We start from the raw sequence: 14,165 nt of genomic DNA, 5'->3' as shown, positions 1-14,165 counted from the left end.
GGAAGGCTATTCATAAATTCTATATGGAAAGAAAAGTTATTATCTCTGATAATGACATCGATAAAATTGCAACCATATCAACTGATCTTCGGCATGATATCGACAAATTTAACTGCATCATTACTGCAAAATTAGGTTATGATGCTTTTGAAAGATTAATAAATCTTGAAAAACCAAAAGATATCAAAATCATTCCAATTAACTACTTCATAGCGAATAATCTCTTTTATAACAGAAGTTTTAGAAACCTTGGTTTTAACTCGTCACCAACAAGTGGTCAGAAATCATATGAAAGATTAATAATCGTTCATTATTCAGATAAAAACATAGAAGGCATAAGCGATTCTTTAATACATTGCTTTAAACTTTATAATAAGTACCGCACTGAAAAAAACAGCGTCTTATACAATGCTGTTGATTCAAATCAAATAGAAACAATAACACTTCAAAAAGTGTCAGGAGTAACGCTCAAAAATATTGGCGAAGACACTAAAGTCATCATGACTGGAAGCCTTCATTTCTATAATAGCGACTTGAATCTATATGATACTTTCTATTACAAGCGCTTAATGTTAAAGCTATCAGCGGTTTTGGGAACGTTGATCCCAAAAAATACCAGAGTACAAACCATAAAATTCTTTTTTGATAACTCTGCACAAGGCATTGAAGATTCTGAGGGTGTACTAAATACCAGCCAGAAAAATTATATTGTACCTGAAGTTTTAAGGAACTTGGCCAAACAAGGTATCTATGCAAACTCAGCTGTTGCGATTCGAGGATTCTTGTCAGCAGGTGATCCTCACGGGCCGTCAACCTCGAAAAATGCCCCCTATCCAGATCTCAACCGCATTGTTTTTACCCTTGACCGTAGCGGCGCCGTGACATACCGAGCCAAGTTCGGGTTGGCCTCCTTTGACCTCGAAAATGAGTTTATCGATAAGACAAGCAAAGAGGATCCGAACGATGACAAACTCACAAAAGAATTTACCGAAGCTCTACTCAAAGGAGAGTTTGCTGATGCCAAACTCAACGATGATTTGGTCAAAGTCGTAATCGAAGACAGGCCTACCTTTGCCGGACTCGAAGATGAGTTGTCTAAAGCCATAGGCGAAGATGAGCCTGGGGATCGAAGAAAAAATGCTGAAAATTACACATTTCACTTTGAGTTCAAAACCGCGATCTTTCATGGATTAAAGGAACACCCACAAACTGAAAAAGCCACTTTCGCCACTTTGGTTGCAGGAGAAACTATTCGTTTGGCAGACACACTTAGCCTTGCACTAAGTTCTCACACATACACTCAGTGGCTTGAGCGCTACGCACTGCGTTTCAGCGCGCCTGATCAGATAGATCAGCTTGAGCAGGCAATGGCCAATTTCCATAGCAACGAAGAAAAGACCAGAGCCTTCGAAACCCTCAAACGTCGGATACAGGTCAAGGCATTCGATATCTACACTCTCGATCCTAAATCGATACTGGGTGCCGCCGAACTTAACAAGGAATACAAAAATGATTTCGCCAACATCAAGCTTCTCACAGGCCGGCTACAGATGCCTTGTGACAGGCCTCGAAGATCAGCCGGTGCCGACAGCTGCAATGCTCAACGCAAAAATCTGGCGTATGCCCTCCGGTTACTTTCCGGCTTCAAAACCCAGCTCCATCTTAAAGCCGGCAGAGACAAAACGGATATCGCCCTGATCAAACCCGCCAACGAATTTGAGCGCTGGCTGCAAAATTTTTTCACCCGGTTTCGTCGCCTGGAAGGCAAGGACGCATTGGCTCACGCCCGGGGCATGCACTCGGTTATTGCCCTGAACGAAGACTCGTTTACCCGCGCTCAACAGCAGATAAAAGACGGCACCCTGAGTGGTCAGCCCCTGTTGCTGAAAGCTACCCCCGCTGCCGGTTATGTGCTGCTCACACCCGATGGCCGGGTTCAGTCGGCCATCGCCGGGGGAGACGGCAACCGCGTCACCGTTCTCGGTCGGCCAGCCAGACTGATTGCCCATGCTTTGACGACACTGGTCGACTTTACCCCGGACCGCTACATCGCCACCCTGACCGTCAGCGATCTTGCCAGCAGCAACCAGTCCCGCGGAATCACAGCCCTGAACGCCCTGAAAACCTTTATGACCCGCTCGCCCACCCATGGCAAACCCCTGGTCGGCAAGCTGATTGTCGAACCCAGAAGTGGCAGCCCCCAGGTTTTCAAACGACTGGTGAAAGATATCCAGCATCTGATGCCGAAGGACCGCCCGGCGATTGAAAGCCTTGTGCTGCGCTCCCCGGGCACCGGACAACCGGAGTACCGGTTGCTTCCCGGCGAAAAGACTGTGCTGAGGTCGCCCCGGCCATCGGATTCAAATCCCCCGCTCCGCTATTTGCCGCCCAGCCACCTTTCGGTTCCGGTGCCGCCCCGGACTGAAGACAGCCTCTCAGGTGTGGCCTCTGAACGAGCCGAATTCAGGCAGCGGCTGCTGGAGTTTGATACCGCCCTGGGGGACATTAAAGCCCGGCACTCACTCGCCGACAGCATGGCTCCCCAACTGGATACCCTTCGTCGGGATGGCCGTGGCTGGCGCATGGACTTTATGGAACCCGATACCCTGATCCGTAAGAACATCCGGTTTACCTCCGGTGCCTTTGATCGCTTCCGGGGCTTTCTCCAGGGGACGGGTCGTCAGGGATTCCGGGTCAAAGGAAAAAAATCTTCCACCAACGGACTGGAAAAGCTCAGGTCTTTTATAGGCCTTTACGACCTGATAGCAGGGCTTTCCCCTGTGGGACACCATTACAAAAATCCCCCGTCTCAGAATATGACGGACACCCAGCAGCAGATTTATACCGGGCGCCAGACGCTTTTTTATACGGCTGTGGCATTGCAAGGGATTGAGATCATCAATCTCGGGCGACAGGGGATCAAGACAATCATCCCGGCCATCCGGTCGTCATTGCCCCCCGGTCAGAAACCACCAAAGCTACCCGATATTTCCGGGTCGGGCAAGTTGCCCGGCGGTCTGAAAAAAGTCGGCAGGCTGGGTAAAAAAGTCGGTCGTTTTGTGCCCATACTGGGTCTCGCCGTGCCGGGAGCCAGTCTCACCCTGACCCTCATTGAGTACGAGAACGAAGAGGACCCGGAAGTCAAGAAACTCATGGAATCCATGGTGACCTTTGAGTGGGTGGATACCTATGTCTCCGTCATTTCAGAGTTCCTCGGGCCAGTCGGGGCATTTATTGACGGGATCATGCACTACGTCAGGGGTATTTTTCAGGAGAACTATAAAAGGAAGTTAAAAAAGCTGGCCTACAAAAAGTTGCAGGATGCTTCGGGTGAGGCTGCCAAATTCTTTGACCTGATCCACGCCCAGCTGGACCCCAAAAGCTTCCTGGCCAACAAGCAGACCCTCAATGCCTTGATGAGCGGGGATGGCAAAAGTCTCCTGCCCCTGAACATCCGGTCTATCAACCTGGTGAGACAGACCCTGACCTACGGTGGCGTCTATTCATTCAAGCCAACCTTAATCGCCGGGAAAAAAGACGACTGGAAACAGAAAAACTGTGAGAAGATACCCTATGTACCCAAGGCTCCTTTACGGCACTGCGCCAGCGACATCAACCGGATCGAATACTCCCCTGACACCTTTAACCTGATCGACGATGCCCTGGCGACATTGTGCCGGACGGAGTCGCGTTTAACCGGGTATCAATGCTCAGACGGGGTATTCCGCAACCTGGGGCAGATGAGCGATAAAAAGGTCATTTTAATGCCTTCTGTACCCCCGTGGGAGGTCAAGCTCCTCTACAGTCCCTTGGACCAGACCTCTCTGGGGAGTGCGCCAGACAGCAGTTCCCCCGGTGCGAAACTTCTGGATGCTGTCAGCGACAGCAAGCTGAAACGGTTATACCAGAAAAAAGTGAAAGACACCCGGTATACCGAGTGCGACGGGCATGGCTCATGTGATGACATCAGCTACGACTATAAATACCTTGGCCAGATGTTCACCCATACCGACAGTTTGAAATACCGTCGGTCAACCAGCAGACTGTATCTCGATAACAAGGATCACGTCGTCGTCTTTCGCGAGGTCTCATCGACATTCTCCCGACTTCTGAAGTATGACGTGTATAGTCCTGAAGGGGCCAACAAAACCTACGCCCTGATATCCAACGGTGAACACACTATCCACCTTCACCCCCAGGGGCAGACGGCCTCTACCTGGGTGTTGAACTACGACGGCAAGCTCCCCTATGCCTGCATTACTGAGCGGGATGACCAGGTACAAAACTGTCGGTCCTGGGTGAGCCTGTCCTATGAAGATAACCGGGACTTCAAGCTGGGTGAGACCCTTTTCCGATTTCCTGAACCAAGACCACACTCCTGGTATGAACAGGCTCCCTCGTATAAAGTCGTGGCCCGGGATCCCAACGCACAGTTTGAGTGGCGGCTGCTGGATCACAAAGTGATTCAACGCTTGTACGACAATGGAGGACTGAATGACGGGCCATCAAGGGCGTCGAAACTGAACAGAATCATGAGCCGTTACACTGCGGCCAGCCGGTTCCTGCCGCTGGAGCTGAAAGACTGCGACTTCTCACCTCAGATCCGTGCACGCTGTATGGCCGGAGCGCCGGACCGGTGGACCACAACCACATCCGGGTGGTCACCCAAAATACCGAACCGGTGGGCGATGAACGGTGCCCTTGACCCACTACCCAAGAGCAATAATCGGCAGAACCCAGCCTGGTTACAGCACCAGCGGGACTGTGACCGACAGGTTAATGAGTATCTCAAGAAACCCTACCGCTGCTTCCCTGGCAAGCTGGGACTGGCCGAAGCAGACTGGGATCAGTTGGGCCGGGTCCTGCTTTGGTACGATACCCTTAACCATCAGGAAATCCGGCTCATTGCTGCCAGCGCCGAGCTGCAACCGGTCCAGCTGCAACCGGTCCAGGGAAACCCGGCTACCGGCTACTATTTTTTTGACTCCGCCAACGGCCAGGTGTTATTTCAGAATAAAGAGGCACTGACCCGGGAAATCAGGCACTTCGATGAGTTGAGTGCCCGCTCGTTTGGCCACCATGTCTCAAAGATAGTGCCGAACAAAGATGAGTCACAATTGCTGGTATTTGATGCCCCCTATTATTACCTGTTGACGGCCAGCCCGTCCGGTCAGCTGGCTCACCAGGTGATTGCGGCAGAAACCCTGGATGGCCAGCTCAGTGTACCCCCTACCCCACCTGCAGTGGCATCTGACACAACGACATCCGACCATGGGCTGATTCCCTTGCAGGATGTCGATAGCTACGGCAGCCGCCGTCTTCTTAGAACCGGTTTTTATGACGACGCCACCCGAAACTATATTACCTTCCTGAGCAGCCTGCTGGATGGCGACATGCCAAACAATAGAAACGACGGAAGCCGTTTACGGACGATCAATGAGCGTGTCCGCAGGGCATTGCGTGAAGAGCACCTGCCGGTCCACAAGGTGGTGGTTCGGGGCCAGACTGTTTACTACATTTTGTTCAGTCGGCACTCCGGCAAACTGTATTACTTCAGCACCGACGTGAATCGCCCCGGTGGTATCCAGCGGCTGAACTCCGGTTTCCATTTGATCCGCCCTGCAGGCGAGAAGCGAGCGCTGGAAAAGGCAGAAGTAAAGGCAAAGATAGCCAGAGTCGGCGTCTTCAGGCATGTGCAGGCGCACTCCGGCAGCCTCCTGGCCGATACCAACGGTGGCTACCGGCTGTGGATACCGGACAAGGCCTGGGATAACACCCGGGTGGTCAGCGAAAACCTGTCGGTGGAGTCAGGACCTTTTAAGAACTGGCAGGTGGAAGCCACCGGGCAGATCGTCGCCAAGTCGAACGATACCCTGAGTGTGCACCAGTTCACCCCCCAGTCTGGCCTGATGGTGGACAGCCTGAACCTGGGCAAGGTAGTCAACCTGATCTTCGCCAAACTGACCATAGAACACCCCGGTACAACCTGGACCACCGCCAGTGCCCGTTTTTTCATCCGTGAGCTCAAGAGTCTGCTGCGAGACCGGCTGAAAGGGGCCCGGGAGGGGTTCTCGGCCAAGGTGGGGCTGGTGCCGCTGAGACCCATCACCGCAATCATCGACCACCCCCTGTTCAGCGCGATCAGGCAACTGGACGTCTGGTACTACCCGGACAGCGACACCCTGCTGGCAGCCAACACCGGTGACCAGTTTGAAGTCATGGTGAACGACGACGGCCAACTGCTCGCCCTGTCGGACACTCGCAAAGAGGAGGCTTTCGAGTTTTTCCGACAGCCTGATCAGGGCGCCAAAGGCCATCCCTTTTGTGGTGAGGCCGCCGCCGCTTCGCTGACCGGGATGCCCAGTGAGTTCGATGACCAAATCTCCGTTCCCTGCCGTTACATGGCTAAGCGTATCGACTTGAGGGGTAGCCACCACTGGGAACACGGTGCCCGGGCGTGGCGCATCCAGACACCGACGGCCCAATACCTGGCTAACCGGGAGCATCTGGCCCTGGTGGCGCTGGACCTCAGCCTGATGGGACCCAGAAACACCACCGGCAGCCTGGTCTACTGGACCCGGCAAGATTTTAACCAGGCCATGGGATCTCTGCCAGCGGGCATACGCCAGAAGGCTGACACCGAACTGATCGCCCTCACGCTGCGCCCTGGCTATTCCCCAACCCAGGTAGCCTGGATGGATTACCGGGGCCGGAGTCCCCGTAAACAAAGACTGTTGTTCGGTTTGCCTGGCAAGGAGCACGGCGTTCAGCAAGTGATTGGCAGCGTCCGGAAGTTCTCGCTCCCTCCGTCAACGAGCACGGTCGTTTATAACCGGAACAACCAGACGCTGTACCGGGTCACCCAAAAGGGTTACCAATCACTGGGCACCTTTGGCAGGGTCGCCGTGATGGCCGAGGGTCTGCTGCTGTCAGGAACCCCCGGAGCCGACAAGATCAAACTGGAAACGTTGCGGCTGGACACTTACTACCAAGAGCAAGAGCATCAGGTGGCCTTTGTCCGGAACGGTACCCGACAGCGGTTCGGGATCATGGTGGAGAGCCAGGGTGGGTCCGACGTGATTAAACTGGATGAGACAGACTTGTCATTTTTTGCCCGAATCCTCATCCATCCCGGCCTGGCTGAAGAAAGCATCACCAAGCACGACAGGGCACAAACCCGCATTGAACTGAATGTATCGGCCTTCCTCTTCCTTGCCTGGCGCCGGGGTCAGAACCTGGTGCTGTCCAACCGGTTTACCACCGGCGATGCCGAGATCGAGATTCAGCAGGTCTGGGCCAGACAGCACGACCAGTTCCTGCAACCCACAACGCTGGTGTTCAATGACCTTGAGCTGTCATTATCCGACCTTGCAGCACGGGTGACGGACTCAGGTCAGGGGGTCGTCCTGCCACTCACGGTGAGCAGCCTCGTCAGGAAGGAACGCCTCCGATTCATCAACGCCACAGCCAGCAACCCCCTGTACATCCAGCAGGACCAACCGGTAAAAATCGTCACCTACCAGGCGATGGACGGGATTAAACTGACACTGGAACCCCTGAACGCCACATACGTCAGACGTCAGGTGTTTATTACCGGCACAGGACAGTGGGGCTGGGAGCCGGGCAGTGTTCAGGTGAGCGGGCCGAAACCCGACAGCGGTTACCAGTCATGGCCGTTTCTGCCCTCCGTGATCAGCTCGTCCGCCGTCGGTAACAGGACAGCGAGACTCTGGGGCAATAGCCGCAGTAATATTCTGTACCTTGGCGCCGACGCCCGACAGTGGTCACTCCGTGGATGGGGCGGTCATGACCTGCTGCTGCTGGGAACCTCAGGCAACATCGCAGCACGGCCAGAAGTGCTGGCAAACCGGGGCGACCAGTGTGACAACCGGAGGCTGGATACGCCCGGCAACAGCAGCCTTTGGCAGGCCATTCTCGACTGGACCCGCCCGCTGGTCGGCGGTGTTGGCAATGACGTCTATGACCTGCGGGCGTGCAGGCCAGCCCGCACAATCGACAGCCGTGGCAAGCATTATGTTCTACTGTCGTCCGGGTCTAAGGCGGATTTACGACGTTTGTCGGGTGATAACAGCACCGCACTGTTCTTTACCGACCTGACCCCGGGACAGGTGGCGTTCAGCCAGTGTAACCCGCAGGTGCAGAGCAATCTCACCCGCAGCAGCAACTTTACCCGCAGCAGCGCTTCCCTGCCATTGGAGAGCCAAACCTTCAGGATCATCAATACCGGCACTAACCAGACACTGGCACTGGTGAAACCGGACGTGCTGGCCAGCCTGCACTTTAAAGGTGGACAAGTCAGCCTGAACCCTATGGCTATGATCAACAGAAATGACAGTACGTCAGCCGTGGACGACAGTGACGGGGGAGAGAATGAAGCCGTGACCTTTCTGAACAAAATCATTCGCAGAGGGCAACGGCTGGTGAATTACCTGTGCAGCCTGGCCGGAGGTGAGAAAAACAACATTGGATCGGAAAGTGAGCGGCCAGTAGGAACAAGCCTGAATAATACGGAACTTTACCAGCACTACCAGCGACTGGTTCAGGACCTCAGCGCCCTGTCAGGCAATTACAGTAGCGGGAGCCCATCGTTTGTGTCATCGGCAAGCCAGGGAATGAAACAAAATCTGACGACTCCGCAACCTTTAACTAGGATAGACGGGGGCTGAACAACCTGTTAGTTACGGAGAGCTTCCCGTATGCCTGCCAATCTGACCGATACCAATCCTCTCAATCCTTCTCCCAAAAGACAGTGGCTCAAGACCAGCAATGGCTGGTTCTACTCGGCCAGTGTTAATACTGATACTTTTGCCATCAAGCTGTCGACGGACCGGGCCCGACCGATGTCGGGCTTTGCCACGCCAGCACATATCAGTACTGTCAGGACAGCCATTGACCGAGCTTTCTGGCTAATCGAGCAGTCCGGTCTTTTTCCTCACTATATACATCGGAATATCAGTATTATCCTGTCTGACCGTGATTTGCCGGGGCAGAATATCTATTATGATGACGATGGCGTGACATTTTTAATCGGGCAATCGATCATCAATCCGTCATCATTGCCCCAGGCTTCAGGCCAACCCTCCAGTCTGGCCGATGCTCCCGGAACTGACCGGCTCGTTGCCAGGTTGCTAAACAATATGGCAATGGTCGTTTATGAGGCCTGTGATCCCAATAACTTCTGGTCAGAATTTCAGGCACGTCAGAATGGTTCCACAGAAAATGGTGGCGGTTTAATCCCGTCTCCCATCAGCCAGACTGATGACGTGGTTTCCGCTATAGCCACTCAAACACAGCTCGACTTTATCTCTGAAACCCTGGCTGCCAAATGGTTGAATCAGAAAGTATCACCGGTTTCACTCTATTGGCTGGAGTCTTTGCTTCCTGATCTGTTCAATGCCCCAAAAAATCCTGGGAAGCCGCCAACTCCTCTAAGTGCCCAACTGCAAGCCAGACACTGGCATTCTAAAAACGATCTTGGTCAAACACTTGCCTGGCTCAAAAGTGAGGAGATCCGTCCAACAGGCAATGTTACCAGACCAGTGCCTGACAGTTTTTCTCCTTTCACACCCGTCGCGCCTCTTTTGCGCATCGACGAGACAATAGCCTGTCCTGCTTTTGGCGATGGTTACCGCACCCGGGTTAACGGAACAGAAATAGGCATCAGGGTATACCCCCAGGGCGACGCCGCTCCGCCACTGCGACTGGCCGACATCACCCTTGATGTGGAAAGCTACCATTCACTCGGTTACAAGGATCCGGCACAAACGCTCCGGCGGCTGGTTTTTGACCTCAAGAAATTGGCAGGACTGTTTCTATACGGTGGTTTTAACCGGCAGTTGCTGACCTTTCTTCACGGACTGCAGATTGCCAGTGATCCGGGTGGCACGGATAACAAAGTCCCTCTTATCAAGGCAGAGTCCGACCGATTATTTATTGACAGTGACGCAACCTTCACAAACGACAGTCGGCCACTGATTCGTCTGGGAGCCGCCGATCTTTCCCGGCACTCTGACGAAGCTCTTGGGCACGGACTGTCGGCCCTGCTGATACCAACATGGAGAGAAACCCTGACCGACAATGCCCTGGCTGTGGCCGGTATTGAACAGCTGTGGGGGATCACTGGCAGCAGGCTGGAAGCACTAAAACCACATTATGGGCTTGATGAACGTTACCAGGCCCGGCAATGGCCACAAGAGTCCGGTGATCTCTACCGGCAACTGGTGTCAGGCCAACGCCATGATCTCAGGAAACGGGGTGGCACAGCGGAAGACTTTGTTGATGCCGTCCGGGAACTTTACCAGGCTGACGGGCTGGCGCCAGCACTTGCCAGCGTTATGGAAGACTGGCAGGCGTTGGAGACTAATCGCACAGCCGGAGAAATGGCGGATTTGCTCACTGCCATCGAAACCGTTTACAACGAACAACCGTTGCGCAGTGAACAATGGTTTTTCCGCAGGGCGCTTGATGGCAGTCTGGACTGGCTGACTGCCAGAGACCCCGACAGCCCAGTTTTGGCAAACCTTCAGCGACTGAAAAAAAATGATGAGGCACAACAAAGTGAATACGATGGCCTGTTGGAGCCGGAGCAGGCGCCGCTCTTAAACAATACCACCAGCAGCGTTCGGGGCAGATTCCTTACCCTCAAGGCTCTGGGTGACTGGATTGGGGTTTATCTGACACCGGACTATCTGGCCAGTTCCAGTCATCAGACCCTTGCCAGTGACCTGCGGCAACTGGTGGATGCCAGCGAGCTGTTCAGACACCGGTTGAACAATACTGACAAGTTACGGATGCTGTCGGGCAATGTAACGACCCCGATAAGACCTGATACCCTTGGTGACATACACGACCAAGGTTTAATGAAAGTCTCCCCCGATGACCACAACAGGACGATCCCCGGAGAGTATGCCAGTCTGATTATCCCCGGTCGCAATGGTGCATTTCCCGGCAGAGAGCCCGGCCCGCTGACCTACCTGCCCATGCGTCATAGTGCGGAAAATGACACCGTTCATGACCTTGCCCCGAATAACGGGACAGACCTTGCACCCATTAACCAGACAGTCAATAACGGCACCTTCACACTGATCCCTTTTGATCCGGATGAGGGGGATTTACCCTACGGTTCCGGGTGGCTTGCAGGCCATCTTTCGTTCTTTTACCAGCTGGGAGAAGCATTGCGACTGGCGCTCGGGCTGGCGCCAGAAGAAGATACCAATGCGGCCAAAAACCGGATTCGTACTGAACTTGGTTTGCCTCGACACTACTCTGGACAGGGCAACCCCGGACAGGACAGACTGCCGTTACCGGTAGTAAACCCCCGTCAGTTGATGCTCAAAGAGACCCTGCCCATACAGGTAAGGTTTAATCAAACGACAGCGAAAGACAGTAGGAAATCCGTACCTCTGGCCGTGACCGGATATGGCTCCCTGGGGCGTCATCTGGAACTGACAGCAGAGCCTTACGGGAATGGCAGCTATCGTCTGCAACTGGCTGCCGTTGGCACAATGACCGCCGATGACGGTCTTCTGTCTCCTTCCCTGTGGCGCCGCTATCCCGCACTTACCAGACCGGCGGCAGGGCAAAGGGTTCGCCGTTCCGATACTGAGCCTGTTGCAGGTTCAGACTTTGAATTAATGAATAAACTGATTCCTGACTCTGAGACGTTCCGTAAGGAGTTTGCACCGTTATTACACTATCAACGTTCTGTGAACGCAGACTTAAACACACGTTTTGAAAATCTGCTGAAGGCTTTTACTGAGCTTGATGGCTATCGTCGTGAGAGTTCTCCATCAACCTTTGCTTCAGTGACGGGAGTTTACGAAAAACTTACCGACCTGGTCGGGAATCCCCTGATCGAAATGGAAACCGCCAAAAAACTTATGAAACTGGCGACAAACTTCCATCGCTGGTTGGATGCCACCATTAAGCCAGTCCCTGAAAAACTGCATTTTGTCAGCATTGGCCCAACCGTCGGGGAGCTGAACCGTATCCGGTTATGGATTGCAGCCAATGCAAACTCTGGTTTGCAGATAACCCTCTGGTATGACCAACACGCAATGCTCACCAGTCTGCTTTCTGAAGCCCTCAAAAAAGCAGTGACCAGTCAATTAACCAGTGAATCTGGCGCCGGTGATCCGGCTAATTTTGAATCGGATTTAATAAAAGCATTCCTGAAGTTGCAAGATCAGGCCTGGAAATCCATAGAGTCAGATATGAAGCAGGGCCGGGGATTTGATCTGGCGGTGAAGAATTTTCTGGTAGGCCACCTCAACCATAAATCATCGACTATTGATGCGAAAAAAGCCCAAATGATGAAAGCCTACCGGCGATTCAAAAAGAAGATAGAGTCTTCTTATCCCGGGGTGAAGTTTTCCTATGGGGATATTAATAAGGTCTGGACCCCTGCTTATGGAAAAGACGGAGAGAAGGCTAAAAATTACTATCGCAGGGAACTGGGATTGCGCGGCCATCTGTCTGCAGCCTGTGCACTGGCGAAAACCAGAGTGATTGGCGCTCTCGGTGGCGTTTATTCTGATACGTCCCTTCCGCCTGCCATTAACGAGAATCTTTTCAAGGATATTGATTATTCAGACGTTAGCAGAACAGATCGGAACAGGGTGAACAGAGTACAAATTCAGCTTGTCATTCAAAAGTTCGGCAGGGAATTCCTTCCTGATGATCAGGATCCTGCCATAGAACAGAAGATTTCAGACGATCTCGCCTGGTTCGCTGAAAAATACCCCAGGTTGAAAAGCGATATTGAGCAGCTTCTGGCGAGTTCTGATTCCTCGCAACTATTTGAGCCCCTGGGAGAAGTTAAAGTCATTCCCAGTGAGATCTACCTGCCATCGAAACAAGTCCCCAGTGTCTTCTTTGCGGCATTAAAGGGCAGCCCGACCATGCAGATGGTCCAAAACAGTCTTTTATCCGCTTATCAGACGATTGATCAGTATCAGTTGTCCGGCGTGACAGATTGGAAAACGACCCAGGATAAAAAAACGTTTATCAGCACAAAAAAGACAGGTTCCCCGTTTTTGGCCTTTTATCGACTCGGGGCTATATCAAATTTTGCACAAAGCTATCCAATACTGAGTGGTGATGAAGCACTGGTAACAAGCAATAGTGAAATGGGATGGACTGGCAGCCATAGAGATTCGCTGGATGTTCTTCGATTGTCTGCCAGAGAACACTACATGGTTTCCAGCGAATCACTGGCTGTCTGGGACCACAAAATCGATCTCGCAATCAATACCAACACCGATCCAAAGAGCAGAAGTCAATACCGCCAGCAATGGGTTATCCAGATGGAGTCTGGCGATGATAGCCCCATTGCCAGGGCCTGCCGTTATCTGTTTCGCAAATACAACAATCTTCAACCGGCAGAAGGCAGTTATCGTTCAGTCCGTTGGCTGGTGATTGATAACGATGATTGGTCAGATGGAGAGACGGGCGCAAAGGTTAACAAGGTCGATATTGGCAAATTTCTGGACAGTGAAAGCGAAATTCATGCAGTAGGTCTGGGTGACTCCGGGAGCGGGAAATTTACCCTGAGCGGCCAAACCGCCTCAGAACTGGCAAAAAAAATCAATGAATTGACCGGCAATACGGCGGTTAAAACCATTAACCTGGTTGGCTCAGGCATTGACGACAACGGGCTTGTAAGCGACTACCTGAAAGAAACCCTGAGAGCCACAAAAGCCTCGGCAGTGACTGCCCGTGACGGTCTTTTGAGAGTCGATATCTGGGGGCGCCTGTGGGTTGGCCTGGTCTCTGACACAGATTCGGTCACCTGGTCACTGGCCGACAACTCTGACATGCTGAAAGCGCTTCGTAAGAGTGACGGTGAAATTACCGTCGAACGCTGGTCTGAAAAAGAAACATTGGCTGAAGGTGCCATTGGACTCCGGAAGCTGTCCTCTGTGTTATCACAGGAGAGCGGGTTGCTGAGTCCCGTCAATCCTGATGATGTAGTGCCGACTCTGGCGATGTTCAAGCGCCGTTTGAAGCCGGGTTTGCTGAGGGTTCTCGAATCGAATGATTTGGAATCGCTGGAGAATAAAATCGTACAATTTGACCGACTTCGCCCAGCAGGAAGTGCTCTTGAAAAATACATGCTTGTCTATCGCATGCAGAACAACCTGCCC

At 52.8% G+C, this 14,165-nt stretch carries 2 protein-coding genes (1 of these 2 only partly in view); both read left to right on the top strand.

Going from position 1 to position 14,165, the window contains the following annotated elements:
- Positions 1-731 precede the first annotated feature (731 nt).
- Entirely contained in the window at positions 732-8,687 is a 7,956-nt protein-coding gene (locus ACOJUO_RS17500) for a hypothetical protein (RefSeq protein WP_422137650.1), read from the top strand.
- A 30-nt stretch (positions 8,688-8,717) separates the two neighbouring features.
- A protein-coding gene (locus ACOJUO_RS17495) for a TcdA/TcdB catalytic glycosyltransferase domain-containing protein (protein WP_422137649.1) crosses the window boundary here: on the top strand, positions 8,718-14,165 show its 5' portion. The gene runs 23,166 nt beyond the window's last position; the window shows 5,448 of its 28,614 coding nt (coding positions 1-5,448); it begins with the start codon at positions 8,718-8,720; its stop codon lies off the right edge, out of view.

Source organism: Endozoicomonas sp. ALC020 (assembly GCF_049275935.1).
GTDB lineage: Bacteria > Pseudomonadota > Gammaproteobacteria > Pseudomonadales > Endozoicomonadaceae > Endozoicomonas_A.
The sequence above is the reverse complement of the archived record's forward strand: the minus strand, read 5'-3'. Positions and strand labels throughout refer to the sequence as shown.